The sequence below is a fragment of the Kitasatospora sp. CMC57 genome (genome assembly GCF_045866025.2).
GTDB lineage: Bacteria > Actinomycetota > Actinomycetes > Streptomycetales > Streptomycetaceae > Kitasatospora.
In genome coordinates this window covers 2,486,094-2,512,001 of sequence record NZ_AP035881.2, presented here as the reverse complement: position 1 = coordinate 2,512,001, position 25,908 = coordinate 2,486,094, and the positions used below count along the sequence as shown (strand labels likewise).

The window sequence follows — 25,908 nt, the reverse complement described above, 5'->3', positions numbered from 1 at the left end:
GCCTCCGGAGGCTGTGCTGGTGTGCCGGCGTCAGACCGCCCTATGACGGGCAAAGCTGATGTGGGCTGACGGTCGGTCACAGAGCGTGGTGCCCGCTGTGCGGCACTGTGAGCGCGGACGCGCGGGCGTCCGCACAGCAGGGAGGAGATGTTGTGGGGGATTTGGTGATCGGTGCCCGTTCTGGGGGCCCTGAGCCCGAGGGCGAAGGCGCCGAGCAGCTGGACGGCTCCGACCGGTCCGCGGACGCCGCTGCGGCGGCCCCGGCCGACGAGACGGCAGGAAGTCCCAAGAAGAAGCCAAAGCAGCGTTCCTTCTGGAAGGAGCTTCCGATCCTGGTCGGAATCGCGCTGATTCTGGCTCTGGTGATCAAGACCTTCTTCGTCCAGGCGTTCTCCATCCCCTCGGGATCGATGCAGAACACCCTGCAGATCGGCGACCGGGTGCTGGTCGACAAGCTGACGCCGTGGTTCGGCGCCGAGCCGGAGCGCGGCGAGGTCGTGGTCTTCCACGACCCGGGCGGTTGGCTGAGCGACGAGCCGGCCCAGCAGAGCGACAACGCGTTCGTCCGTGGTGTGCAGGACGTACTCAGCTTTGTCGGGCTGATGCCTTCGGCGAACGAGAAGGACCTGATCAAGCGGGTGATCGCGGTCGGCGGCGACACGGTCGAGTGTCAAGGCACGGGGCCGGTCAAGGTGAACGGCATCGCACTCGACGAGCCGTACATCTTCCCCGGCAACACGCCCTGCGGTGACAAGCCGTTCGGGCCGGTCCATGTGCCGGACAACCGGATCTGGGTGATGGGCGACCACCGGGCCGACTCGCTCGACTCGCGTTTCCACCAGGACCAGCCCGGTGGCGGCACCGTGCCCGTGGACAACGTCGTGGGACGGGCCTTCGTGGTGGCCTGGCCGATCAGCAACTGGGCGACGCTGCCGGTGCCGGACACCTTCGACCAGAAGGGGCTGGCGGCCGCTGCACTGCCCTACGGGCCGCCTGCGGCCGGTGCGGCGATCGCACTGCCTGCGGTCTGGTGGCTGCGGCGTTACCGGCGCTGACCTCGTGGGCTGCTGCCGCTGAGGTGGCGCAGGGTCTTGCGCGGGCCGTGGTACTGGCGAGTAATCTGCTCGCATGTGCCACGGCCCGCCGGCTTTCCCGGATCCACCGTGGCCCACCCGTGCAGGTCGCGGGTCGACCTGGAGGTGGCGGCGATGAGCAACGTGATGACCCCGACTGCCGCCCCGCCGCGTCCGGCCAAGGCCCGACGAAGCCTCGGGGCGCGGGTCCAAGGATTGGTGATCGGACTCGGCTTCGTGCTCCTGGTGGGTGCGTTCGGGCTGCTCGCCGTGCAGTACCGCCCCTACCGGATCCCGACCCAGTCGATGACCCCGACCCTGACCGTGGGTGACACGGTGCTGGCCCGGTCGGTCAACGGCGACTCGGTGGGCCGAGGGGACATCGTGGTCTTCCAGGACCCGCTCTGGGGCAATGCCCCGCTGGTCAAGAGAGTGGTCGCGGTCGGCGGTGACACCGTGGTCTGTTGCGACGCGCAGCACCGGCTGGCAGTGAATGACCACCCCGTCGACGAGCCGTACCTGGCAAAGCAGCAGCTCAACGACAAACTGTTCAGCACCGTCGTGCCGCCGGGACGGCTCTTCCTGATGGGGGATAACCGGGACGCGTCGCTCGACTCCCGGAGCCACCTCGATCTGGCAGCCGGGACGGTGGCGACCACCGAGGTGCTCGGCCGGGTCGAAGGAACGGCCTGGCCTGCCAATCGTGCCGGTCTGGGCGGGCGTACGGTGGCCTTCGACGGTCTGGCCGGCCCGATGGCCGCGAAGCCTGGACTCCTGGGCCCCGCTGTGCTCGCGATGGCCACCGGTGCGGCGATGATCGTGCTGGCCTCGGCGGCGGGCGGGCTTGCCTCGCTGCTCCGACGGTTTCGGCGAGTCTGACCGTCGGCGACAGCAGCAACAGCCGCAACAGCGACGTCGGCGCGGTTCGGTCGGTTGAGCGAGGGAGTCGGCAGTGGCGGTGGAACGGCGTCGGGCGGCACGGGTCCTGCTGTTCGACGAGGCGGACCGATTGCTCCTCCTCCGGGGCACGGACCCGGCAGTGCCAGGGGTGTCCTGGTGGCTCACCCCTGGTGGTGGAGCGGAGCCAGGGGAGGAGCTGCGTACTGCGGCCCTGCGTGAGCTGGCCGAAGAGACCGGACTGACCGGGGTGGAGCTCGGACCGGTGGTGGCGTACGACACGGTGTCCTTCTCCTATCTGGAGCAGCGGTTCGAGCAGGACCAGTGGTTCCATCTGGCGCGTACTCGTGAGACCGAACTGAGCGTGCAGGAGGCAGCAGCGGCTGATGAGCACGCCCAACTGCTGACGGCGCGGTGGTGGACGGTGGCGGAACTTCGGGAGACCGAGGAGACGGTCTACCCGGTCGAGCTGGCAGATCTGGTCGAGCGGGTGCTGACGGACGGTCCGCCAGTCCGGCCGGTACGGCTCTACGGAAGGGCTGGGTGGTCCACAATGGGGTGGACGTATCGAGTTGAGGGGACACCTGGATGAGTGCCGAAGATCTCGAGAAGTACGAGACCGAGATGGAGCTCAAGCTCTATCGGGAGTATCGGGATGTCGTCGGCCTGTTCAAATACGTGATCGAGACCGAGCGGCGCTTCTACCTCACGAACGACTACGAGCTCCAGGTGCACTCGGTGCAGGGAGAGGTCTTCTTCGAGGTGTCGATGGCGGACGCGTGGGTCTGGGACATGTACCGGCCGGCCCGGTTTGTCCGCAAGGTGCGGGTGCTGACGTTCAAGGACGTCAATATCGAGGAACTGGCCAAGAGCGATCTCGAGCTGCCCTCGGACGACGCCTCCTTCGGCAACTGACCAGGCAGGGCAGCTGATCCGCCCTCGCGAGGAGACGCTCTACCAGCTGCTGCCTCGATGTCCAGAGGTTCCTGGAAAAACCTTCCTCGAGGGTGATTCGCTTATCCACAACCCCTGAGTTATCCACAGAAATCATGCTCTTCCGCGCGTTTTCGGTCTGATGCGGCAGCCTCCTGGCACGGAGGTGATTGCCGTGCAGAGTTTCAACAACGGTCTCGGCCGTTACGGCGAAGAAGTAGCGGCCCGCTGGCTCACCGCAGGCGGACTGCGAATCCTGGAGCGAAACTGGCGTTGTGCCGAAGGCGAACTGGACATCATCGCGCTGGACGGGGACACGATCGCCGTCTGCGAGGTGAAGACCCGTTCCGAACGTGGGTTTCAGCAGCCGAGCGAAGGCATCGACCAGACCAAGGCCGCTCGCCTACGGCGCCTGGCCGAGCGCTGGCTCGGTGAGCGCTGGCCCGAGCACTTCGCCCGGCTTGCCGACGCGGTCCAGGCAGCAGGCGGTCTCCCGGCACCGCTCCCGCAGGAACAGACCGCCGAGCCCGAGGCCGGAAAGGCTCGCCCCCGCAAGGGCAGCCGGGCTGACAAGCAGGTCGTAGAACTCCCAGCAACCGCCGTTCCGGTACCGCTGCCGCCCGGAGGAGTCCGGATCGACCTGGTCGCGGTGGTCAACCGCCTGAAGGGTGCCGCCTTGGTCGAGCACCTGCGTGGGGCGGTCTGATGGCCTTCGCCCGCACCTGCTCAGTCGCCCTGGTCGGCGTGGACGGAGTGGTGGTGGAGGTACAGGCCGACCTTGAGCCGGGCCTCGCGACCTTTGCTCTGGTTGGCCTCCCCGACAAGGCTCTCTCCGAGGCCAAGGACCGAGTTCGGGCCGCTGTCGTGAACAGCGGAGAGCCGTGGCCGCAACGCAAACTGACGGTCGGTCTGAGCCCGGCATCCGTCCCTAAGGGCGGCAGCGGCTTCGACCTCGCCGTGGCCTGTGCCGTTCTGGCGGCCGCTGAGCGGCTCGATCCTGCCACCATCGCCGACCTCCTGATCATCGGCGAACTGGGACTGGACGGCCGGGTCCGACCGGTTCGGGGCGTGCTCCCCTCGGTCCTCGCAGCGGCCGATGCCGGGTACCGGCAGGTCATCGTCGCGGAGCAGACCGCGCCCGAGGCTGCGCTCGTCCCGGACGTCTCGGTGCGGGGCGTCCGCTCCCTGCGCCAGCTGATCGCGATTCTCACCGGCGCCCCGGAGCCCGACGAGCCGCCCGACCGCTGTATGGGCCGCAGGGACCCGGCGCTGGCAGGCCTGATGCTTCCCGGCGCCGGAGTCAGAGGGCTCACTGCGGAGCGGGCCGCCGAACTCGACCTGGCCGACGTGGCAGGCCAGCATCAGGCCCGCCGTGCTCTGGAGATCGCAGCCGCAGGCGGCCACCATCTTTACCTGAAAGGGCCGCCCGGCGCGGGGAAGACAATGCTGGCCGAACGGCTCCCTGCGCTGCTCCCGCCGCTGACCCAGGCCGAGGCGCTGGAAGTCACAGCCGTTCACTCGGTCGCGGGGCTACTGCCGAGTGATCGGCCACTCATCGACAGTCCTCCGTACTACGCGCCGCACCACTCGACCACCATGCCGGCGATCGTCGGAGGCGGCAGCGGCCTGCCCCGGCCTGGCGCGGTGTCCCTGGCGCACCGGGGCATTCTGTTCCTCGATGAAGCGCCCGAATTTCCGGTGCGGGTGCTCGATGCCCTGCGCCAGCCACTCGAGTCGGGTGAGGTGACCATCGCGCGCTCAGCCGGCTCGGTGCGGTTGCCAGCCCGCTTCCAGCTCTGTCTGGCGGCCAACCCGTGTCCGTGTGGACGCTATTCCCGTCGTGGCGGTGGCTGTCAATGCACGCCGACGATGGTGAGCCGCTATCAGAGCAGGATCTCCGGGCCGCTGTTGGACCGGGTCGACCTTCGGGTCCAGGTCGAGCCGGTGACCAGAGCAGAGCTCATGGGCCAGGAGAGCCGCGCCGAGGGCACCCGGACGGTGGCGACCAGGGTCCAGGCTGCCCGCGAGCGAGCCGCTCAGCGGTTGGCCAACACGCCATGGCGGACCAACGCGGAGGTGCCGGGACACACGCTCCGTACACATTGGCAGTTGGCCCCGGGAGCACTGGCAGACGCCGAACGGGACCTGGAGCGGGGCCTGTTGACCGCGCGCGGCTTGGACCGAGTGCTCCGCGTCGCCTGGACGGTGGCCGACCTGGCCGGGCATCAGCAGCCGACCCGAATCGACGTTCGCACGGCCCTGGTGCTGCGCACAGGTGTGGAGCGCGGTCAGCCAGAGCGGGACCCGGCCGTCCACCCCCACGAGGAGTCGGACGCCGATGTCGGCGGCGAGTACTGACCGCTGGCTCCCGCGATCGGACGGTCGCCCGTCAGACCCGTCCCACTCTTTCGGCCCGTCCCACTCATCCGACTCGTCCAACCGTTCGGACTCGTCACCGTGGAGGCGCAGGTGAACCGCAGTAACCAGACCCCGACAGCTCCCGCCAACCTTCGGGCCGCCCCAAGGACGCGCCCGTCCACAGCGCTGGCGGCGGAGTCGGCAGCCCACCCGGCGGCCGACGCCGAGCGCCGCGCCCGGGCCGCCCTCACCCGCCTGATCGAGCCCGGTGACGCCGTGATCGGCCGCTGGCTCGGCCAGGTCGGCGCGCCCACCCTGATCGAGGCGATTCACCGACGTACCGTCCCCGGATACCTCGATCTGGACGCCGACCGCCTCGGTGCCTACCGCGCCCGGCTCCCCCTGGTCGACGTCGACGCGGACCTGAAACGGGTGGATGCCGCCGGTGGCCGGTTCATCATTCCGGGCGACATCGAGTGGCCGTCCCAGCTCGACGATCTGGGCGACGGCCGACCGATCGGACTCTGGGTCCGTGGCACCGGATCACTGCGGATGCTCGCCCTGCGCTCGGTGGCCATGGTGGGTGCCCGGGCGTGTACCGCGTACGGCGCCCACGTCGCGGGTGAGCTCTCGGCCCAGCTCGCCGAGCGAGGCTGGGTGGTCGTCTCGGGAGCCGCGTACGGGATCGACGCGGCGGCTCACCGGGGCGCGCTCGCGGTCGGCGGAGTCACACTCGGAGTACTGGCCTGCGGCGTGGACGTCGCCTACCCGGCCGGCAACTCGGAGCTGATCGCCCGGATCGCCGCCCAAGGCTTGCTGATCAGTGAGCTGCCGCCTGGTGAGCATCCGAACCGATTCCGGTTCGTGCTCCGTAATCGGGTGATAGCTGCGCTGACCAGGGGCACCGTGGTGGTCGAAGCCGCCATGCGCAGCGGGGCACTGAGCACGGCACGCCGGGCACGTGACCTCAACCGGCACATCATGGGTGTGGCCGGGCCGGTGACCTCCGAGCTGTCGGCCGGAGTCCATGCGCTGATCCGCAGTGGTGGTGCCACGCTGGTGACCGATGCGGCCGAGATCGGTGAGCTCGTCGGCGCGATCGGGGACGACCTGGCGCCACGCCGGTCCGGCCCGGTACTCCCCAGGGACCTGCTGCCTCCGCCAGTGGCCCGGGTGTTGGAGGCGGTGCCGGCCACGGCCGAGGGCGCGCCGGTCGACCGGCTGGCCCGGCAGGCTGGGCTCTCACCGGACGAAGTCCTGCAGCGGCTCTACGAGTTGGGATCGCTCGGGTTCGTCGAGAGAAGTGGCGCCCACTGGCGGCTCGTGCGCAGCAGCCGATCCCAGAAGGGGTGATGCCGAAGGCCGGAGCGGAGCACGGCACGCCGAGTGCACCACCGGTTCGAGGGACGACCGAGTGGCGGTAGCACTGCGCAGCGACTCGGTCACGCTACGCTCGCAGTGGCTTCCCTATCAGCACATGACTCGGCAGAACGGCGCAGACCAACGTATGCCCACACACATTCCCGGACACAGGGTGACCGGCGCCCTCCGGTCCTCGGGAGGGCCAGGGCCGGGGGCCGAGGCACGACCCGTCAGCGAGGCGCAGAGCAGAGCGCCGGGGATGGTGGGGGTGACCAGGCAAGCCGCTCGGGTGCGAGCCCGAGGCGCTACGGAGGAGACTCCGCTCCAGGCGCCTTCCCGTACTCCGGCCGCCCGTCGCGAGGCCGAGGCGGGCGCTCCGTCGGCGTCGAGCGAGGTGACGCCGGCTGTTGACGAGCGGTCGGCTCTGGAAGTGCTGTGGCGCTCATACAAGGAGACGGGCGACGCCAGACTGCGGGAGCAACTGATCCTGCACTACTCGCCGCTGGTCAAATATGTGGCAGGTCGAGTCGGAGTCGGTCTGCCGGCCAACGTCGAACAGGCGGACTTCGTCTCCTCCGGAGTGTTCGGTCTGATCGACGCGATCGAGAAGTTCGACATCGAGCGCGCGATCAAGTTCGAGACCTATGCCATCAGCCGGATTCGTGGCGCGATCATCGACGAACTCCGCGCGCTGGACTGGATCCCCCGCTCCGTCCGGCAGAAGGCCAAGGCGGTGGAGCGCACGTACGCGACCCTGGAGGCCCGGCTGCGCCGCACGCCGCATGAGCCCGAGGTGGCGGCGGAGATGGGCATCGCGATCGAGGACCTGCACGCGATCTTCAGCCAGCTCTCGCTTGCCAACGTGGTCGCGCTGGACGAGTTGCTGCATCCGGCCGGCGAGGGTGGTGACCGGCTCAGCCTGATGGACACCCTGGAGGACACCGGCGCCTACAACCCGGTCGAAGTCGCGGAGGACCGGGAACTGCGCCGCCTGCTCGCTACTGCGGTCAACACCCTGCCGGAGCGAGAGAAGACCGTGGTGACCCTCTACTACTACGAGGGCCTCACGCTCGCCGAGATCGGCCAGGTGCTCGGTGTCACCGAGAGCAGGGTCAGCCAGATCCACACCAAATCGGTGATCCAGCTCCGCGCCAAGCTCTCCGAGGTCTGCTGAGCCGGTCTACAAAACAGCTCTACTGAGCAGAGCTGCTTGGGGCCGGACTCCTGAGTCCGGCCCCAAGCAGCACATGCCCAATGCGCGATGCGCGGCGTACGCCCGGCGCTAAGGCGTGTCCATCGGCAGCAGTCTCGCCTGGCCGGCCCCCAGCAGCGCGAGGGGGTCCAGGTAGCGCGTCCCGCGGAGCAGCCCCCAGTGCAGGCAGCCCGTGGCGCAGTGTCCGACGCCGGTCGCCAGCACTCCGATCGGCTCGCCACCCGTGACGGCGGTGCCGACCGGGACGGTGTCGGTGACCGGCAGGTAGGTGGTGCGCAGTGGCGGGTTGCCCGAGGCGGTGTGAGTCACCGTCACCACCGGCCGCCCCGCGACCGTTCCGGCGAACGAGACGACCCCGGGTGCCGCGGCCCGGACCGTCGCCCCGACCGAGGCCGCCAGGTCCACACCCCGGTGCCCCGCCGCCCAGCGCGCAGGTGGTGGGTCGAACCGCTGGAGCAGCCCGCCGGGCCCGCCGACCGGCCAGGCGCGTCCCGGCCCCGGTCCGGCCGCCGGAGTTGCCGGCAGCGCGGCCGCTCCGTGCATCCCGGAGGCCGGAGGCTGCGGCAGCCCGACCAGCAGCACTGCGGTGAGCAGCGCCACCAGCAGCACCATCACCCGCCGGTCCGGCGGATGTGGCGGCGGCCCGGCAGACGGAACAGTGGCGGTCGACGGCGACCGCCGAACGGGCGGCAGTGACAGCGGGAACAGAGGAATGACCATGCCCAGCAGGCTTCCGACCGCCGCAGGCAGCAGCCATCACCCAGCTCACCTCTGTGGACAACCCGCTCCTGGGGACACCGGCATTCCCTCACAAGGGTGAATCCACCAGGCAGCCGCCGAGCGACCACCAAGCGGCCCAAAGCCCGCACCAGGCTGCGGCCGAGCACCAGCCAGACCCCCCAACCGCCGGAGTCGCTCCCCGCTCGGCGCTTCCCGTACACTTCACACGCGACCCGGTCTACCCGGGTCGACTTCGCACGCCCCGCCACCGGCGGCAGAGGTCATCCCGCGAAGGGGTGCCGAGGCCCGTCCGGTGCGAGTGCCGCTCGGTCCGCCGAGCCTGGCGCGGTCCAGTCACCGCACAGGCGCAGGTGGCTCGGCACGTCGGGGCGTCAGGCGTGACGGTCGCCCGACCGGCACGGAACAACCGAGAACACCCGGCACCCCGGGGCCGTACGGGCACGAAAGACGTACGGGCCAGGCGCGCTGGGCAGAACACCGAGGAGCACGGCCATGGCCGTCGTCACGATGCGGGAGCTGCTTGAGAGCGGCGTCCACTTCGGTCACCAGACCCGTCGTTGGAACCCGAAGATGAAGCGCTTCATCTTCACGGAGCGCAACGGCATCTACATCATCGACCTCCTGCAGTCGCTGAACTACATCGACCGCGCTTTCGAGTTCGTCAAGGAGACGGTTGCCCACGGTGGCAGCGTCCTCTTCGTCGGTACCAAGAAGCAGGCCCAGGAGGCCATCGCCGAGCAGGCCACCCGCGTGGGCATGCCCTACGTGAACCAGCGCTGGCTCGGCGGCATGCTGACCAACTTCTCGACCGTCTACAAGCGCCTGCAGCGCCTCAAGGAGCTCGGCGAGATCGACTTCACGGATGTGGCCGGTTCCGGCCTCACCAAGAAGGAGCTCCTGGTCCTCCAGCGCGAGCACGACAAGCTGGAGAAGACCCTCGGCGGTATCCGCGACATGCAGCGCGTGCCCAGCGCCGTCTGGATCGTGGACACCAAGAAGGAGCACATCGCGGTTGGTGAGGCCCGCAAGCTTCACATCCCGGTCGTCGCGATCCTGGACACCAACTGCGACCCCGACGAGGTCGACTACAAGATCCCCGGCAACGACGACGCGATCCGCTCCGTCACCCTGCTGACCCGGGTCATCGCCGACGCCGTCGCCGAGGGCCTGAAGTCCCGCGCCGGTGTCGCCAAGGGCGACGTCAAGGCCGAGCCGGGTGCCGACCAGCCGCTGGCCGACTGGGAGAAGGACATCCTCGAGGGCGAGAAGAAGGCCGACGAGACCGTCGAGGCCCCCGCCGCCGAGGCCACCGAGGCTGCTGCCGAGACCGTGGAGGCCCCGGCCGCCGAGGTCGAGGCTCCGGCCGCCGAGGCCGAGCAGGCCTGACGTACCAAGGGTGAGGGGCACTCGTCGGTACGACACCGGTGAGTGCCCCTCTCTCCCGTGCCGGGGGCTGAACCCAGCCCGCCAGGCACCTCCCCACGCAGACACGCGAGACGCGAGAAGAGATTCACACCATGGCGAACATCTCCGCCGCGGACGTCAAGAAGCTCCGTGAGCTCACCGGCGCCGGCATGATGGACTGCAAGAAGGCGCTGGACGAGGCCGAGGGCGACGTCCAGAAGGCCGTCGAGCTGCTTCGTATCAAGGGCCAGAAGGGCGTTGCCAAGCGCGAGGGCCGCGACGCCTCCAACGGTGCCGTTGCCGCGCTCATCGCCGAGGACGCCAAGTCCGGCGTTCTGGTCGAGCTGAACTGCGAGACCGACTTCGTCGCCAAGGGCGGCAAGTTCGTCGAGGTCGCCAACGCGATCGCCGCCCACGTGGCCGCCACCTCCCCGGCCGACCTGGAGACCGCTCTGGCCTCCGAGATCGCCGCCGGCCAGACCGTCCAGCAGTTCGTGGACGAGGCCAACGCGACCCTGGGCGAGAAGATCGTGTTCCGCCGCTTCGCGCAGTTCGACGGTGACGGCTTCGTCGGCGTCTACATGCACAAGTCGGACCCGGACCTCCCGCCGACCATCGGTGTCCTCGTCGAGCTCGACCAGGCCAACGCCGAGGTTGCCAAGGACGTCGCGCAGCACATCGCCGCCTTCGCGCCGAAGTACCTGTCCCGCGAGGACATCCCGGCCGAGGACCTCGAGAACGAGCGTCGGGTCGCCGAGGCCACCGCGCGCGAGGAGGGCAAGCCCGAGGCTGCCCTGCCGAAGATCGTCGAGGGTCGCGTCACCGGCTTCGTCAAGGAGAACTCCGTTCTGGAGCAGGCCTTCGCGAAGGACAACAAGAAGACCGTCGCCAAGGTTCTCGAGGAGAACGGCGTCACCCTCAAGCGCTTCGTCCGCTTCCGCGTCGGCGCCTGACCCACGTTCCGGAGCGCTTCCGACCTAGGGTAGGAAGCGCCCGGCCGCCCAGCAGGGCGGCCAGGAACGCGCCGATCGGGCTCGACCAGCGCCAGGAAGTCAACGGGCGGGCCACGTCGGCACCATGAACGACGAGGAGGCCATTGCCGTGCAGGACACCGTACCGGTTCCCGCGGCAGTGGCCTCCTCGCGTGTACGCGCAGGTCAGGGGCCCGGCGCAGCCCGCCGACTGCCCCGTCTGTGAACCAGTAGGTGGAGAAGGAGAAGTCCATGACGGAGACGCAGGAGACCGTGCAGAAGAGCAACCGTCGGCGGGTTCTGCTCAAGCTGTCCGGCGAGGCGTTCGCCGGTGGCGGCGGCCTCGGCGTCGACCCGGACGTCGTCCACAAGATCGCCCGTGAGATCGCCACCGTGGTCCGCGGCGGTACCGAGGTGGCCGTGGTGATCGGCGGCGGCAACTTCTTCCGCGGCGCCGAGCTCCAGGTCCGCGGCATGGACCGGGCCCGATCCGACTACATGGGCATGCTCGGCACCGTGATGAACTGCCTGGCCCTCCAGGACTTCCTGATCAAGGAAGGCATCGAGACCCGGGTCCAGACCGCCATCACGATGGGCCAGGTCGCCGAGCCGTACCTGCCGCTGCGGGCGGTCCGGCACCTGGAGAAGGGCCGCGTGGTCATCTTCGGCGCCGGAATGGGTATGCCGTACTTCTCCACCGACACCACCGCCGTGCAGCGCGCCCTGGAGATCCACGCCGAGGTGCTACTGATGGGCAAGAACGGCGTCGACGGGGTGTACGACTCGGACCCGCGCACCAACCCCGAGGCGGTCAAGTTCGACTCGCTCGACTACAACGAGGTCATCGCCCGCGACCTCAAGGTGGCCGACCTGACCGCGATCACGCTGTGCAAGGACAACGACCTGCCGATGCTGGTCTTCGAGCTGCTGGCGGAGGGCAATATCGCCCGCGCCGTGAACAGTGAGAAGATCGGCACACTCATCAGCCAGGACTCCGCCCGGGCCTGAGCAGTCGTCACCTGAGCAGCAACCAGCCGACCGGGGCACGCACCGGCCGGGACCAGAGCAGATGAACGGGACAGGGAGCAGACAGTGACCGACGAGATCCTCCTCGAGGCCGAGGAGAAGATGGAGAAGGCCGTCGCGGTCGCCAAGGACGACTTCGCGGCGATCCGCACCGGCCGGGCGCACCCGGCCATGTTCGCCAAGATCGTCGCGGACTACTACGGTGCGCTGACGCCGATCAACCAGCTCGCCTCGTTCTCGGTGCCGGAGCCCCGGATGGCGGTCGTGACGCCGTTCGACAAGTCCGCGCTGAAGAACATCGAGACCGCGATCCGCGACTCGGACCTCGGTGTCAACCCGTCCAACGACGGCTCGATCATCCGGGTGATGCTTCCGGTGCTCACCGAGGAGCGCCGACGCGAGTACATCAAGCAGGCGCGCGGCAAGGGCGAGGACGCCAAGATCTCGATCCGTGCGATCCGCCGCAAGGCCAAGGACGCGATCGACAAGCTGGTCAAGGACAGCGAGATCGGCGAGGACGACGGCCGCCGCGCCGAGAAGGAGCTCGACGACACCACGGCGAAGTACGTGACGCAGATCGACGAGCTGCTGAAGCACAAGGAAGCCGAGCTGCTCGAGGTCTGATGCACGACGCTCCCGGGCGCCGGTCCCCGGCGCCCGACCCCTCTGCTGCGGGTGATCTCGGACCCCAAACGGGTCACTCGCAGCAGCTCCCGGTGTACCGACCCGGCCCCTCGGCACAGACTCCTGTCATGCCGCACCACCCGACCCCGACGTCCGCCCCAGGGCAGGAGACAGCCGTGGCCCAGCCCGACCAGCAGCCCCGCAAGCAGCGCGGTGGCCGCAACCTCCAGGCCGCGATAGGGGTGGGGGTGGGTCTCGGCGCGGTGATCGTCGCCTCGCTGTTCGTGGTGAAGGTGCTCTTCCTGTTCGTGGTGGCCGCCGCGGTCCTGGTCGGGGTGCGCGAGCTGACCAGCCGGCTGGCCGAGCGCAAGGGGATCAGCACGCCGCTGGTCCCGCTGCTGGCAGGCAGCCTGGCGATGCTGGGCGCGGGGTACTGGGCAGGCCCGCAGTGGGCTACCGCGGCGCTGGCGCTGACCGGGCTGGCAGTGATGATCCGGCGGATGAGCGAGCCGCCGGAGAACTACCTGCGCGACATAACGGCAGGCATCTTCACCGCGTTCTACGTGCCGTTCCTGGCGACCTTCGTAGGGATGATGCTGGCGGCCGACGACGGTCCGCAGCGGATCCTGCTCTTCCTGATCGTCACCATCTGCAGTGACACCGGCGCCTACGCGGTCGGCTACAAGTTCGGGAAGACCAAGCTCGCCCCGACCATCAGCCCCGGCAAAACCCGGGAGGGGCTGGCCGGCGGCATCGGCCTCTCGATGATCGCGGGCGCGCTGCTGATGCAGTACGTGATCGACGACGGCACCTGGTGGCAGGGCCTGATCCTCGGCGCCTGCGCGGCGGTCACCGCGACGCTGGGTGACCTGGCCGAGTCGATGATCAAGCGCGACCTCGGCATCAAGGACATGGGGACGCTGCTGCCGGGACACGGCGGCATCATGGACCGGCTCGACTCGCTGCTGCCGACCGCCCCGGTGGTCTGGCTGCTGCTGACCGCCTTCGTCGGCAGCTGACACCTCGTCAGCCTCGGAATTCCATCGGTCCCAGGGCCCCGGATGCGACGGCATCCGGGGCTTCGGCGATCTGCGACACTGGATGAACCATGCCTAAGCCCGGAGAACTGACCTTTGTCGCGCCGCGTGGCGCCAAGCCCCCGCGACACCTTGCCGACCTCGCCCCCGCCGACCGCAAGGCGGCCGTCGCCGAGCTGGGCGAGCAGCCGTTCCGCGCCAAGCAGCTGTCGAACCACTACTTCGGGCGGCTCTCGAACGACCCGGGTGAGTGGACGGACATCCCCGCGGCCAGCCGGGAGAAGCTGACGGACGCGCTGCTGCCGGAGCTGATGTCGGTGGTCCGGCACGTCTCCTGTGACGAGGACACCACCCGCAAGACGCTCTGGAAGCTGTTCGACGGCACGCTGGTCGAGTCGGTGCTGATGCGCTACCCGGACCGGGTGACCATGTGCATCAGCTCGCAGGCCGGCTGCGGGATGAACTGCCCGTTCTGCGCCACCGGCCAGGCCGGGCTGACCCGCAACCTCTCGACCGCCGAGATCGTCGAGCAGATCGCGGCCGGGATGCGCGCGCTGAAGGCCGGCGAGATCCCGGGCGGCGAGGCGCGGCTGTCCAACGTGGTGTTCATGGGCATGGGCGAGCCGCTGGCCAACTACAACCGGGTGCTGGCCTCGATCCGCCGCCTGACCGACCCGGCGCCGGACGGCTTCGGCCTCTCCCAGCGCGGCATCACGGTCTCCACCGTCGGCCTGGTCCCGGCGATGAACCGGCTCGCGGACGAGGGCCTGTCCTGCCGCCTGGCGCTCTCCCTGCACGCCCCGGACGACGAGCTCCGGGACGAGCTGGTGCCGGTGAACACTCGGTGGAAGGTGGCCGAGGTGCTGGACGCCGCGTGGAACTACGCAGAGCAGTCCGGCCGGCGGATCTCCATCGAGTACGCGCTGATCAAGGACATCAACGACCAGGCCTGGCGGGCCGATCTGCTCGGCCGCCTGATCAAGAACCACCGGGTGCACGTCAACCTGATCCCGCTGAACCCGACGCCGGGCTCGAAGTGGACCGCCTCCCGCCCCGAGGACGAGCGGGAGTTCGTCCGGCGGCTGCAGGCGCACGGCGTGCCGACCACGGTCCGGGACACCCGGGGCCAGGAGATCGACGGCGCGTGCGGGCAGCTGGCCGCAGCGGGATGATCTGACGGTACGACAGGTGAGCAGCCATGACAGTGGGGCCCGGACGATCCGTCCGGGCCCCACTGTCACACCCACGGTCAGGCCAGCGCGCCCGCCGCGAGTACTGCGGTCAGGCCGCCGGTGAGCAGCAGTACCGTTCCCGCCGCGAGCACCCGCAGGACGGCCGCGCCGACCAGCAGCCCGGGGGCGGCGCCGAGCCGGAGCAGCGTGGCGCTGACCTCGCGTCGGGCGCTGCGCACCTCGGCGGCCCGGACCAGCAGCGCGGCCAGGGCACAGGCGCCGACCAGCAGAGCCTCGGTGCCGGTCGTCGTCCCGGAGGCGCCGGGACGGCCGATCCAGTACCGGAACGCGGCCAGGACGGCGGCCCCGGCCAGCCCGAGTACGGCCAGCGGGGTGCCGATCCGCCGCGCCTCGGCGGTGAGGCTCCGCCCGGCGAGCAGACGGAGCGGGTCGGGGCGGCCCAGGGCGAGCAGCCGACCGGCCAGCGCCAGCAGCGGGGCGGTGAGCAGCGCCAGCCCGAACGCGGCGAGCGCCCAGCCGGTCAGCGCCGCCACCCCGGTGTCCCCGAGGCCGCCGGGCAGCGCGACCGGGCGCCCGTCCACCGAGGCGCCGGGCCGCAGGCCGTACAGCTCCAGGGCGGTACCGGTCACCAGCAGGCCGGTGGGGAGGGCGATCCGGAGCGGGCCGAAGCCGGTCGGGGCGGTGTGATCCTGGCCGGTGGGGAGCGGGTCGGCGAAGGGGACGGCGCAGGCGGCGGAGGCACCGGCCACCAGCGGGACCAGGACCAGCAGGGTGACCGGGGCAGCGGCTGGCAGTGGGCTGCCCATGCCGAGGTCGGCCGCCAGCGAGGGGTCGGCGATGTCGTTGCGCAGGACCAGGAAGAGCAGCAGGGTGAGCGCGCTGCCGAGGGTGCAGGCGAGCGCGATCTCCCCGGCGACCAGGAGGCGGATCCGGACCGGACCGGCCCCGGCGGCGGTCAGGCCGTTGATCCGTTCCGGGCGGGCGGCGGGCACGGCGCGGGCCGCGACGGCGGCGAACCAGCCGACGGCGGCCAGCGGTGGCAGGCACCAGAGCAGCCGGGGCTGGGAGCTGACGGCGGGTTCGCGGAGGGCGCGGCCGAGCGCGCGCAGCAGCAGGGCGGCCACCAGGGCGGCGGCCGTCGCGGTGAGCAGCCAGCGGCCGAGGTCGGCGGGCCGGTAGCCGCGGGCCAGGCGGAAGTACAGCATGGTCAGCGCCCCGCGGTGAGGGCGGCGGCGCCGCGCGGTACGGGGGCGACCGGCCCGGTCAGCCTGCCGTCCAGCAGGGCGACGGTCCGGTCCGCGTACTTGACCAGCTCGGGGTCGTGGGTGGCCAGCACCAGGGTGAGCTGGTGCGAGCGGGCGGCGCTGGCCAGTATCCGCAGGACCTGGTCCTTGGCCTCGCGGTGCAGCGGAGCGGTGGGGTCGTCGGCGAAGACCACCGAGGGGAGCGGGGCGAGCGCGCGGGCGACCGCGATCCGCTGGCGCTGACTCTGGATCAGCTCGGCGGGTCTGCGCTTGGCGTGGTCGGCGACGTCCAGCCGTTCCAGCCACTCGGCGGCGGCGGTGTACGCGGCCTTGTGGCCGGCGCCGGAGAGCAGCAGCGGCAGCGCGACGTTCTCCCGGGCCGTCAGCTCGGGGACCAGGTGAGGTTCGGAGCCGACGAAGCCGAAGCGGTCCCGGCGCAGCCGCTCCCGGCCGGCCCGGGTCAGGGTGTGCACGGGGGCGCTGTTGAACCAGACCTCGCCCTCGTCCACGGGGAGCAGCGCGGAGAGGCAGCCGAGCAGGGTGCTCTTGCCGGAGCCGCGCGGGCCGGTGACGGCGAGGACCTCGCCTTCCCGGACGCCGATCGAGATCCCGCGCAGGGCGGGGGTGCCGTGGTGGGACTTGACGATCCCTCGGGCCCACAGCACGTCGTTGTCGGGCGGGGCCGCTGACATGAGGTCCATCCTGGTGCCGACGGGGATATGACAGTCGTCAGATTAGAACGACCGGGACGGGTCGAGGATGCGGCACACTGAGCCAATCAGGTTCAAATACGGGCGAATCCGGCGTGTTGATCACCGAAAAACACCGCGGGCGGCCCCTGTTGGGAGGCCGCCCGCGGCGGAGGGTGGGGCAGGAGGTCAGATCTTCGCCCACGCGTCGGTGAGGCTGACCCGCAGGATCTGCTCGATCTCGTCGAAGGTCGACTGGTCCGAGATCAGCGGCGGGGCCAGCTGGATGACCGGGTCGCCACGGTCGTCGGCGCGGCAGTACAGGCCGTTGTCGTAGAGCGCCTTCGACAGGAAGCCGTAGAGCACGCGCTCGACCTCGTCGTCGTTGAACGACTCCTTGGTGACCTTGTCCTTCACGAGCTCGATGCCGTAGAAGAACCCGTTGCCGCGCACGTCGCCGACGATCGGGAGGTCGCGCAGCTTGTCCAGGGTGTTGAGGAAGTTCGCCTCGTTGTCCAGGACGTGCTGGTTCAGGCCCTCGCGCTCGAAGATGTCGAGGTTGGCCAGCGCCACTGCGGAGGAGACCGGGTGGCCGCCGAAGGTGTACCCGTGCAGGAAGGTGTTGTCACCCTTGTAGAACGGCTCGGCCAGGCGGTCCGAGATGATCGTGGCGCCGATCGGGCTGTAGCCCGAGGTCATGCCCTTGGCGCAGGTGATCATGTCGGGCTGGTAGCCGAACTTGTCGGCGCCGAACATGGTGCCCAGGCGGCCGAAAGCGCAGATGACCTCGTCCGACACGAGCAGCACGTCGTGGCGGTCGCAGATCTCGCGCAGGCGCTGGAAGTACCCGGGCGGCGGTGGGAAGCAGCCACCGGCGTTCTGCACCGGCTCGACGAACACGGCGGCGACGGTGTCGGCGCCCTCGAACAGGATGGCCTGCTCGATCTCGTCGGCGCACCAGCGTCCGTACGCCTCGGGGTCGATCACACCGTCGCGCTCCAGGAAGGCGGGGGCGCGGTAGATGTTGGTGTTCGGCGCCTTGTGGGTACCCGGCACCAGCGGCTCGAACGGGGCCTTCAGGCCCGGCAGGCCGGTGATGGAGAGGGCGCCCTGCGGGGTGCCGTGGTAGGCGACGGCGCGCGAGATGACCTTGTACTTGGTCGGCTTGCCGGTCAGCTTGAAGTACTGCTTCGCCAGCTTCCAGGCGGTCTCGACCGCCTCGCCGCCACCGGTGGAGAAGAAGACCTTGTTCAGGTCGCCCGGCGCGTAGTTCGCGAGCCGCTCGGCCAGCTCGATCGCCTTCGGATGGGCGTAGCTCCACACCGGGAAGAAGGCGAGCTCCTTGGCCTGCTTGGCGGCGGCCTCGGCGAGCTCCTCGCGGCCGTGACCGGCCTGGACGACGAACAGGCCGGCCAGGCCGTCCAGGTACTTCTTGCCCTTGTCGTCCCAGACGTAGGTGCCCTTGCCCTTGACGATCGTCGGCACGGGGGAGTTCTCGTACGACGACATGCGGGTGAAGTGCATCCACAGGTGGTCGTAGGCGGTCTTGGAAAGGTCCTTCTGCGCCGGGTCGGCAGTCATCTGGTGCCCCAGGTGTAGGTCTGTTTCCGGAGCTTCAGGTAAACGAAGCTCTCGGTGCTCCGCACGCCGGGAAGCGCGCGGATGCGCTTGTTGATCAGTTCGAGCAGGTGCTCGTCGTCCTCGCAGACCAGTTCGGCCAGCAGGTCGAACGAGCCTGCGGTGCAGACGACGTAGTCGACCTCGTCGAGGGCGGCCAGCGCGTCGGCGACGGGCTCGATGTCGCCTTCGACGTTGATCCCGACCATCGCCTGCCGGGTGAAGCCGACGGTGAGGGGATCGGTGACGGCGACGATCTGCATCACGCCTTGGTCGAGCAGCTTCTGGACCCGCTGACGCACGGCCGCCTCGGACAGGCCGACGGCCTTGCCGATGGCGGCGTACGGGCGACGCCCGTCCTCCTGGAGCTGCTCGATGATCGCCTTGGAGGCGGCATCGAGGGGAACGCTCGCGTTCCGGTCGCGGTTGGCCACGTCGCCACTGTGCCTGATCGTTTCGTCGGGCGCAACCGTGTCTGCTGCTGATTTCGTCGCCATATCCAGAATTGCGTGCGGATTGCGTGGCACTTATCCGAGACCACTGCCGAGAACCGAAGGGGACGAGCTACCCTGGTCAGGTACACGCGGAGGCGTGCACATCCATTCAGTGGACCGCGGCTCCCACGGCCCGGCCACTCGGCGCCGGAGTACCCTGGCGCCGGCTCCTGCAACGTGGCAGGCCCCGACCGAGGAGAGACCCGTGAGCGAGCTTCGTACGCTGCGCAACTACGTCAACGGTGAGTTCGTCGATGCGGCGGACGGCCGCACGCTGGACGTGATCGACCCGACCACCGGCGAGGTGTACGCGACGTCGCCGCTGTCCGGTGCGGTGGACGTGGACGCGGCGATGGCCTCGGCCGCCGCGGCGTTCCCCCTCTGGCGTGACTCCACTCCCTCCGTTCGGCAGAAGCTGCTGCTCAAGATCGCGGACGCGGTCGAGGCACGGGCAGACGAGATCGTGGACACCGAGTGTCGCAACACCGGCAAGCCGCGCTCGCTGACGCTGTCGGAGGAGATCGGTCCGATGGTGGACCAGATCCGCTTCTTCGCCGGCGCCGCCCGCCTGCTGGAGGGCAAGGCCGCGGGCGAGTACATGGACGGGATGACCTCGATCGTCCGCCGTGAGCCGGTCGGCGTCTGCGCCCAGGTCGCGCCGTGGAACTACCCGATGATGATGGCCGTGTGGAAGTTCGCCCCGGCCATCGCGGCGGGCAACGCGGTCGTGCTCAAGCCCTCCGACACCACCCCGGCCTCCACCCTGCTGCTCGCCGAGATCATCGGCGGTGTGCTGAAGGACCTCGACCTGCCGGCCGGTGTCTTCAACGTGATCTGCGGAGACCGGGAGACCGGCCGCCTGATGGTCGAGCACCCCACTCCGGCGATGGCCTCGATCACCGGCTCGGTGCGGGCCGGCATGCAGGTCGCCGAGTCGGCGTCCAAGGACGTCAAGCGGGTGCACCTCGAGCTCGGCGGCAAGGCGCCGGTCGTGGTCTTCGAGGACGCCGACATCGCCGAGGCGGTCGAGGGCATCTCGGTCGCCGGCTTCTTCAACGCCGGCCAGGACTGCACCGCCGCCACCCGCGTGCTGGTGCACGAGTCCATCCACGACGACTTCGTGACCGCACTGGCCAAGGCCGCCGCCGACACCAAGACCGGCGGGGTGGACGAGGAGGACGTGCTCTACGGTCCGCTGAACAACGCCAACCAGCTCAAGCAGGTGTCCGGCTTCATCGAGCGCCTGCCCGGGCACGCCAAGGTCGAGGCCGGTGGCCACCGGGTCGGCGAGGTCGGCTACTTCTACGCGCCGACCGTGGTCTCCGGCCTGAAGCAGGACGACGAGATCATCCAGAACGAGGTCTTCGGCCCGGTCATCACCGTGCAGAAGTTCACCGACGAGGACCAGGCGGTGAACTACGCGAACGGCGTGGAGTTCGCGCTCGCCTCCTCGGTGTGGACCAAGGACCACGCGCGGGCGATGCGGATGTCGCGCCGGCTGGACTTCGGCTGCGTCTGGATCAACACCCACATCCCGCTGGTCGCGGAGATGCCGCACGGTGGCTTCAAGAAGTCCGGCTACGGCAAGGACCTCTCCTCGTACGGCTTCGAGGACTACACGCGGGTGAAGCACGTCATGACGGCGATCTGACGCGGAGTCAGATAGAGGGGGGCGTACCCGGCCGGGTGCGCCCCCCTGCTTGTCAGGCTGTCGGGTGAGACGCGGACCGCCTGACAGGATGCCACTGCACCCAGGACCGTCGGTTGCCTACGCTTACCGGCATGAGCATCCCCACTGCTGATTCGGCCGCCGGGCGGGCTGTCAAGGCCGCCGACCGCGCGCACGTCTTCCACTCGTGGTCCGCCCAGGCGCTGATCGACCCCCTCGCGGTGGCCGGTGCCGAGGGTTCCTACTTCTGGGACTACGAGGGCAACCGTTACCTCGACTTCTCCTCGCAGCTGGTGAACACCAACATCGGTCACCAGCACCCCAAGGTGGTCGCCGCGATCCAGGAGCAGGCGGCCAAGCTCTGCACCATCGCCCCCGGCTTCGCCCAGGAGTCGCGCAGCGAGGCGGCCCGGCTGATCGCCGAGCGCACGCCGGGGGACCTTGACAAGATCTTCTTCACCAACGGTGGCGCCGAGGCGAACGAGAACGCCATCCGGCTGGCCCGGCTGCACACCGGCCGGCAGAAGGTCATGTCGACTTATCGCTCGTACCACGGCGCCACCGCCAACGCGATCGCGCTGACCGGTGACCCCCGTCGCTGGGCCAACGAGACCGGCGTCTCCGGCGTGGTGCACTTCTGGGGCCCGTACGCCTACCGCTCCAACTTCCACGCCGAGAACGAGGCGCAGGAGTGCGAGCGCGCGCTGGAGCACCTGGAGCAGGTGATCGCCTTCGAGGGTCCCGGCACCGTCGCCGCGATCATCCTGGAGACCGTGGTCGGCACCGCCGGTGTCCTGATCCCGCCGCCGGGCTACCTGGCCGGGGTGCGGGCGATCTGCGACCGGTACGGGATCGTGCTCATCCTGGACGAGGTGATGGCGGGCTTCGGCCGGACCGGTGAGTGGTTCGCTGCCGACCACTGGGGTGTCACCCCCGACCTGCTGACCTTCGCCAAGGGCGTCAACTCCGGCTACGTGCCGCTCGGCGGCGTGGCGATCTCCGCCGAGATCGCGGCCACCTTCGCGGAGCGGCCCTTCCCCGGCGGGCTCACCTACTCGGGCCATCCGCTGGCCTGCGCCTCGGCGGTGGCGACCATCAACGCGATGGCCGAGGAGGGCATCGTGGAGAACGCCAGGCACATCGGCGAGACCGTGCTCGGCCCCGGCCTGCGCGAGCTGGCCGACCGGCACCCGTCGATCGGCGAGGTGCGCGGGCTCGGCGTGTTCTGGGCGCTCGACCTGGTGAAGAACCGCGAGACCCGGGAGCCCCTGGTCCCCTACAACGCCGCCGGTGCAGCCAACGCGCCGATGGCCGAGCTGGCCGCCGCCTGCAAGCAGCGCGGGCTCTGGCCGTTCGTCAACATGAACCGCTTCCACGTGGTCCCGCCGTGCACGGTCACCGAGGAGGAGGCCAAGACCGGCCTGGCGATCCTCGACGAGGTGCTCACCCTCACCGACGCGCACACCGGCTGACGAACCGTCACCGAGCGGCCCCGGGCATCATGCCCGGGGCCGCTCCTGTCTGGTGTTCCTTCACGGTGTGGGTGCGCGGTGGTGACGGTGTGGCGAGGCGAGACCGCAGGTGGGAACGCTGACGCCGCACTTGTACGATGACGCGCCAGTATCACAAGCGGAGGAAAGAACCATGGGGGAGCAGGGATTCCGGGTCCAGCCCGAAGCTCTGAGGTCGTACGGCAGGCTCATACAGGCCCAGAGCGAGCAGATCGCGCAGATCCGGTCCTCGCTGGCATCGGTCTCGCTCGCCTCGGACGACTTCGGCAAGCTGCCGAACGCGCAGAACCTCTTCCAGGCGTACGAGGAGCACGCGCAGGCCGAGCAGCAGAACTTCGCCGACCTGATCGAGATCCTGGGCGACACGGCCCAGGGTCTGGACTACTCGGCATCGAACTACGAGTCGCAGGACAGTGCCGTCGAGGCCGTCTACGGGGGTGACCGGTGATCAGCGGCGGCGACCTCTCGTTCCAACGGGCCGGCGACGCGTTCAAGTGGACGCGCGACTACGTGAACGAACCCCTGCTGCCGTTGCCTGAGATCAAGAACCCGGTCGCCGACGGGCTGGACGCGGGCCTCGACAGCGTCGTCAAGGCGGCGCTCGACGCCACCGGACTGATGGACATGCTGGAGCAGGTGACCGGCAACCTCGCGGGGCTGACCGCCGCCGCCGAGGAGTGGCAGGCCCAGGCCAAGGCCATGCGTGAGGTGGCGACCAACCTCCGCCAGGGCGGTGGCGCGCTCTCCGGTCAGTGGGAGGGCGCGGCGGCCGAGGCCTTCGGCAGCCACATGGGCGAGATCGTGGCGGCCATCGACGGCACCGCCGCCGACATGGACCAGGTCGCCCAGATCATCAGCCAGGCAGCCGCCGAGTGCCAGATGGCCGAGACGATGGTCATCGAGATCATCCGGGAGGCGATCGAGACCCTGATCATCACGCTCGCCGCGTCGGTCGCGATCGACATCCTCACCCTCGGCCTGGCGACCGCAGCCGAAGCACTGGTGGTGGAGGGCGAGATCGCGGTGTTCATCGCGCGCGTCGGCAAGGTCTCCGCGGAACTGGAGAAAGCGCTCCAGAAGCTCTGGGACGCCGTCAAGGAGATCAAGACGGCCGGCCGGACCTTCAAGAGCATCAACGAGGCCCGCAAGGCAGCCAAGGAACTCCGCAAGCTCGGGAGCATGGCCAACCGGGGCAAGGCGCTCAAGAACGCGATCCAGTCACCCACGATGGAGAACATCGGCGAGTACGTGGCAGCCAAGGGGGTCAAGACCGTCTTCGGCGGCCTCAAGGGTGGCCTGAAGGGTGGCCTCGGGGCGGCCATCGGCGCCGGAGACTTCGGGGAGGCCGTGACGGACGGCCTGACCGGTGACACCAACGTCGACGCAGTCACGGGGCAGTTGGCGGGCGGGCCGAAGGGGACCCTGTACCGGGTGCCGACCACTCGGATCGAGGAGGCGTTCGGATGACAGCCGATCAGTACAGCACCGGGCCGGGAGTCTTCTCCTCGCCGCGGCACCGCGGTGAGCCGTACTCGCGGCTGGTGGCGCATCTGGTGCCACCAGGTGAGCGGCTGCTCGGAGTCGTCGACGTGGACCTCAGCGATCTGATCCGGCGGGTGCCGCGCAAGTACCGGCCGAAGGAGTCGGACGGTCTGTTCGCGGTGGTGTTCCACCTGCTCGGCTTCGTCGGGTGGGTGGTGGAGGTCATCGAGGAGACCGTCTTCGGGTTCTCCCGGGTGGTTCGGCGCATCTTCCGGGGCCGGGGACTGGTCGGAGGCTGGCAGAGCCAGGCGGGCCGGTTCGCGATCGCGGTGCTGTCGGGACCGAAGAACCACAGCAACTTCGAGAACCACGACGTGCAGCTGGTCTTCACGGACCGTCGGATTCTGCTGACCTACGAGTTCAGGGAGCAGTCGGAGCTGCTCGGCGAGATCCCCCGTGATCAGCTTCGCAGGGCCGAGATCCGGCACACGTCGATGTCCGACCGGGTGGACCTGCACTTCGCCGATGGTTCGTGCGCCGCGCTGGGAGCGTCCGAGCACTCGGCCCCGGCCCTGGAGGCGCTGGCCCGCTGACGCCAGGAGGCGCGGCGCCGCTGACGCGGAGTCAGCGGCGCACCGCGTCCAGGGCGAGCAGCGCGACGTGCAGGGAGAGGCAGGACTCGACCTGGTCGAGGTCGACGGCGAGGATGCGTTCGACCTTGTGGAGCCGGTCGTAGAAGGACGGTCGGGAGAGGTGGGCCGCGTCGGCGGCCGCCGACTTGTTCCGGCCCTGTTCGAGGTAGATCCGAAGCAGCTGGACCAGCTGCCCGCCATGTTCGGCGTCGTACGCGAGCAGCGGGCCGAGCTCGCGTTCCACGTACGTCTGCAGGCGCGCGTCGTCCCGCAGCAGGTGGAGCAGGCCGCGCAGCCGGACGTCCGGCAGGCGGTAGTACGAGGCGGCCCGGCCGCCCGGAGCGTCGTGCAGTGCGGCGTCGGCGACCTGGGTGGCCTCCAGCAGGGTGCGGCGGGCGTCGCGGACCGAGCCGACCGAGGAGCCGACGGCGATCACGGGTTCGGGGGCGGGTGACGCGGCGTCCCGGTCGCTGTCGGCGACCAGCCTGCGCAGCGCCGCGGCGAAGCCTTCGAGCGCGGCGTGCTCGTCCTGCTGGGAGCCGAGCGCGATCAGGACGCCCACCCCCTCGTCGTCGAGGGCGCCGACCAGGGCGGAGAGCCGGCTGGTCCGGATCGCGGTGGCGGCCAGTTCGGTGAAGTCGCGCAGCCGGGCCTGGGCCTCCAGTGCGGCGGGGATCGGGCCGCGCCGCTGCCGGAGCACCACGCCGACCAGGCGGCGGCTGTCCAACGGAACGCCCAGCGCGGCGGCCCGGAGGGCGACCTCACTGACCGTCAGGGCGTGGGTGAGGATGCCGGAGAGCAGCGTGCGGTGGGTCTGCCGCTCCAGCGATTCGCGGTCGCGGACCACCAGCCGGTTGAGGGCGAGGGTGGCGGCGCCGCGTTCCAGCAGCATGGCGTGGGGGTGCGGGGTGTCGGCGGGCAGCGGGCGGGGGTCGTCGACCAGGATCAGCCGCCCCCAGTCCTGGCCACGGGCGCCGACGGCGGTGACCAGCCAGCCGCTGCGCGGGTCGTACCCCGTCCGGCCGGGCGGGCGGACCCCGCGCGAGCGGCGTTCCCAGCCCTCCAGCAGGTCGGTCTCGCGGCGGCCGGCCGTCTCGTGCGCGAGCACCTGGTGGGCGAGGTTCTCCAGGACCACCGGGGCCCCGGCCATCCGGGCCACCTGGCGGACCACCTCGGCCGGTTCGGCGCCCTCGACGGCGAGTTCGTTGAACACCTGGTGGACGGCCTCGGAGATCCGCAGCTGCTCCAGTTGGGCGTTCACCACCAGCGCGTGCACGGCTTCGGTGACGGCGACGAAGCGCAGTTCGCGGCGGAGCGCGATCAGCGGCAGTCCGCGCTGTTCGGCGGCGTGCACCAGGGCGCGGGGCAGGGTGTCGAAGTACCGGCGGCCGAACTCGACCACCAGCCCGGCGGCCCCGATCTCGGCCAGCTCGCGCACGTACCTGGCCAGTCCCTCGCGGTCCTCGGGCAGGGCGATGCCGGTGGTGAGCACCAGTTCGCCGCCCTGGAGCATGCCCGCCACGTCGGGGAGCTCGCTGACGTGCACCCAGCGGACCGGGCGTTCCAGGTGTTCGGCGCCGGCCACCACCTGGGGCAGGCCGCGTCGCATCACGTCGAGGTCGAGGACGCGGGCGACGGTGGGCAGCACGGGAGGACCTTCCATGGGCAGCAGGGTGTCAGGTGAATCATGCATCGACCAGACGACGTGTTGCCTTTCCACCCTGTAAGGCCCTTGCGG

At 70.0% G+C, this 25,908-nt stretch carries 25 protein-coding genes; 19 read left to right on the top strand and 6 right to left on the bottom strand.

Annotated features, from left to right (window positions below):
• Positions 1-152: 152 nt before the first annotated feature.
• The 8 genes from lepB (ACKUU6_RS11035) to whiG all read left to right on the top strand — a co-directional run bounded on the left by lepB (ACKUU6_RS11035) (position 153) and on the right by whiG (position 7,797).
• Positions 153-1,055, top strand: coding sequence for a signal peptidase I (lepB, locus tag ACKUU6_RS11035; protein WP_407988323.1), 903 nt, complete (start codon positions 153-155; stop codon positions 1,053-1,055).
• A 153-nt stretch (positions 1,056-1,208) separates the two neighbouring features.
• Entirely contained in the window at positions 1,209-1,952 is a 744-nt protein-coding gene (gene lepB, locus ACKUU6_RS11030) for a signal peptidase I (protein ID WP_407988322.1), read from the top strand.
• A gap of 73 nt (positions 1,953-2,025) precedes the next feature.
• Positions 2,026-2,562, top strand: a complete 537-nt coding sequence (locus ACKUU6_RS11025; RefSeq protein ID WP_407988321.1) for an NUDIX hydrolase — start codon at positions 2,026-2,028, stop codon at positions 2,560-2,562.
• Positions 2,559-2,885, top strand: a complete 327-nt coding sequence (locus ACKUU6_RS11020; protein ID WP_057232326.1) for a DUF2469 domain-containing protein — start codon at positions 2,559-2,561, stop codon at positions 2,883-2,885. The genes ACKUU6_RS11025 and ACKUU6_RS11020 overlap by 4 nt, the downstream gene beginning before the upstream one ends.
• Before the next feature lie 193 nt (positions 2,886-3,078).
• Positions 3,079-3,609, top strand: a complete 531-nt coding sequence (locus ACKUU6_RS11015; RefSeq protein WP_407988320.1) for a YraN family protein — start codon at positions 3,079-3,081, stop codon at positions 3,607-3,609.
• On the top strand, positions 3,609-5,261 hold the full coding sequence (locus tag ACKUU6_RS11010; RefSeq protein WP_407988319.1) for a YifB family Mg chelatase-like AAA ATPase: 1,653 nt from the start codon (positions 3,609-3,611) through the stop codon (positions 5,259-5,261). Before ACKUU6_RS11015 ends, ACKUU6_RS11010 begins: the two co-directional genes overlap by 1 nt.
• A 111-nt stretch (positions 5,262-5,372) precedes the next feature.
• Positions 5,373-6,614 (top strand): DNA-processing protein DprA, encoded by a 1,242-nt coding sequence (dprA, locus tag ACKUU6_RS11005; protein WP_407988318.1) that lies wholly within the window; start codon positions 5,373-5,375, stop codon positions 6,612-6,614.
• 403 nt (positions 6,615-7,017) lie between these two features.
• The gene (gene whiG, locus ACKUU6_RS11000; protein WP_407988317.1) at positions 7,018-7,797 is read left to right on the top strand and encodes an RNA polymerase sigma factor WhiG; all 780 of its coding nucleotides are present in this window, start codon (positions 7,018-7,020) and stop codon (positions 7,795-7,797) included.
• A 108-nt stretch (positions 7,798-7,905) separates the two neighbouring features.
• On the opposite strand, the gene ACKUU6_RS10995 is transcribed toward whiG, so the two are convergent.
• Positions 7,906-8,556: a murein hydrolase activator EnvC family protein gene (locus ACKUU6_RS10995; protein WP_407988316.1), complete on the bottom strand. Its 651-nt coding sequence runs from the start codon at positions 8,554-8,556 to the stop codon at positions 7,906-7,908.
• A gap of 513 nt (positions 8,557-9,069) precedes the next feature.
• Between ACKUU6_RS10995 and rpsB the strand changes: the two genes are divergently transcribed.
• The 6 genes from rpsB (at position 9,070) to rlmN (ending at position 14,811) form a co-directional block, all read left to right on the top strand.
• Complete coding sequence (gene rpsB, locus ACKUU6_RS10990) at positions 9,070-9,963, top strand: 30S ribosomal protein S2 (RefSeq protein ID WP_407988315.1); 894 nt, start codon at positions 9,070-9,072, stop codon at positions 9,961-9,963.
• A gap of 131 nt (positions 9,964-10,094) precedes the next feature.
• Positions 10,095-10,934: a translation elongation factor Ts gene (gene tsf / locus ACKUU6_RS10985; protein ID WP_407988314.1), complete on the top strand. Its 840-nt coding sequence runs from the start codon at positions 10,095-10,097 to the stop codon at positions 10,932-10,934.
• 270 nt (positions 10,935-11,204) lie between these two features.
• Entirely contained in the window at positions 11,205-11,960 is a 756-nt protein-coding gene (gene pyrH, locus ACKUU6_RS10980) for a UMP kinase (RefSeq protein WP_407988313.1), read from the top strand.
• 84 nt (positions 11,961-12,044) lie between these two features.
• Positions 12,045-12,602, top strand: coding sequence for a ribosome recycling factor (gene frr / locus ACKUU6_RS10975; RefSeq protein WP_407988312.1), 558 nt, complete (start codon positions 12,045-12,047; stop codon positions 12,600-12,602).
• Entirely contained in the window at positions 12,602-13,621 is a 1,020-nt protein-coding gene (locus ACKUU6_RS10970; RefSeq protein WP_407988311.1) for a phosphatidate cytidylyltransferase, read from the top strand. The genes frr and ACKUU6_RS10970 overlap by 1 nt, the downstream gene beginning before the upstream one ends.
• Before the next feature lie 89 nt (positions 13,622-13,710).
• Entirely contained in the window at positions 13,711-14,811 is a 1,101-nt protein-coding gene (rlmN, locus tag ACKUU6_RS10965) for a 23S rRNA (adenine(2503)-C(2))-methyltransferase RlmN (RefSeq protein ID WP_407988310.1), read from the top strand.
• Positions 14,812-14,888: 77 nt separating this feature from the next.
• Here the strand turns inward: rlmN and ACKUU6_RS10960 are convergent, their stop codons facing one another.
• From ACKUU6_RS10960 to ACKUU6_RS10945, 4 genes are all read right to left on the bottom strand, one after another.
• Positions 14,889-16,037, bottom strand: a complete 1,149-nt coding sequence (locus ACKUU6_RS10960; protein ID WP_407988309.1) for a hypothetical protein — start codon at positions 16,035-16,037, stop codon at positions 14,889-14,891.
• A gap of 2 nt (positions 16,038-16,039) precedes the next feature.
• On the bottom strand, positions 16,040-16,768 hold the full coding sequence (locus ACKUU6_RS10955; protein WP_407988308.1) for an ABC transporter ATP-binding protein: 729 nt from the start codon (positions 16,766-16,768) through the stop codon (positions 16,040-16,042).
• Between the two features lie 186 nt (positions 16,769-16,954).
• Positions 16,955-18,346 carry an aspartate aminotransferase family protein gene (locus ACKUU6_RS10950; RefSeq protein ID WP_407988306.1) on the bottom strand — a complete coding sequence of 464 codons (1,392 nt, stop codon included), beginning with the start codon at positions 18,344-18,346 and terminating at the stop codon, positions 16,955-16,957.
• The gene (locus tag ACKUU6_RS10945) at positions 18,343-18,816 is read right to left on the bottom strand and encodes an Lrp/AsnC family transcriptional regulator (protein WP_057232352.1); all 474 of its coding nucleotides are present in this window, start codon (positions 18,814-18,816) and stop codon (positions 18,343-18,345) included. The genes ACKUU6_RS10950 and ACKUU6_RS10945 overlap by 4 nt, the downstream gene beginning before the upstream one ends.
• Before the next feature lie 265 nt (positions 18,817-19,081).
• Here ACKUU6_RS10945 and ACKUU6_RS10940 point away from each other — a divergent pair, with 265 nt between their 5' ends.
• The 5 genes from ACKUU6_RS10940 to ACKUU6_RS10920 all read left to right on the top strand — a co-directional run bounded on the left by ACKUU6_RS10940 (position 19,082) and on the right by ACKUU6_RS10920 (position 24,131).
• Entirely contained in the window at positions 19,082-20,527 is a 1,446-nt protein-coding gene (locus ACKUU6_RS10940; protein ID WP_407988304.1) for a gamma-aminobutyraldehyde dehydrogenase, read from the top strand.
• A 131-nt stretch (positions 20,528-20,658) separates the two neighbouring features.
• Complete coding sequence (locus ACKUU6_RS10935) at positions 20,659-22,017, top strand: aspartate aminotransferase family protein (protein WP_407988303.1); 1,359 nt, start codon at positions 20,659-20,661, stop codon at positions 22,015-22,017.
• Between the two features lie 172 nt (positions 22,018-22,189).
• On the top strand, positions 22,190-22,504 hold the full coding sequence (locus ACKUU6_RS10930) for a hypothetical protein (protein WP_407988302.1): 315 nt from the start codon (positions 22,190-22,192) through the stop codon (positions 22,502-22,504).
• A complete protein-coding gene (locus ACKUU6_RS10925) occupies positions 22,501-23,523 on the top strand; it encodes a WXG100 family type VII secretion target (RefSeq protein ID WP_407988301.1) in 1,023 nt (340 codons plus the stop codon). The genes ACKUU6_RS10930 and ACKUU6_RS10925 overlap by 4 nt, the downstream gene beginning before the upstream one ends.
• The gene (locus ACKUU6_RS10920) at positions 23,520-24,131 is read left to right on the top strand and encodes a hypothetical protein (RefSeq protein WP_407988300.1); all 612 of its coding nucleotides are present in this window, start codon (positions 23,520-23,522) and stop codon (positions 24,129-24,131) included. Before ACKUU6_RS10925 ends, ACKUU6_RS10920 begins: the two co-directional genes overlap by 4 nt.
• A 31-nt stretch (positions 24,132-24,162) precedes the next feature.
• Here the strand turns inward: ACKUU6_RS10920 and ACKUU6_RS10915 are convergent, their stop codons facing one another.
• Complete coding sequence (locus tag ACKUU6_RS10915) at positions 24,163-25,833, bottom strand: PucR family transcriptional regulator (protein ID WP_407988299.1); 1,671 nt, start codon at positions 25,831-25,833, stop codon at positions 24,163-24,165.
• Between the last annotated feature and the right edge of the window lie 75 nt (positions 25,834-25,908).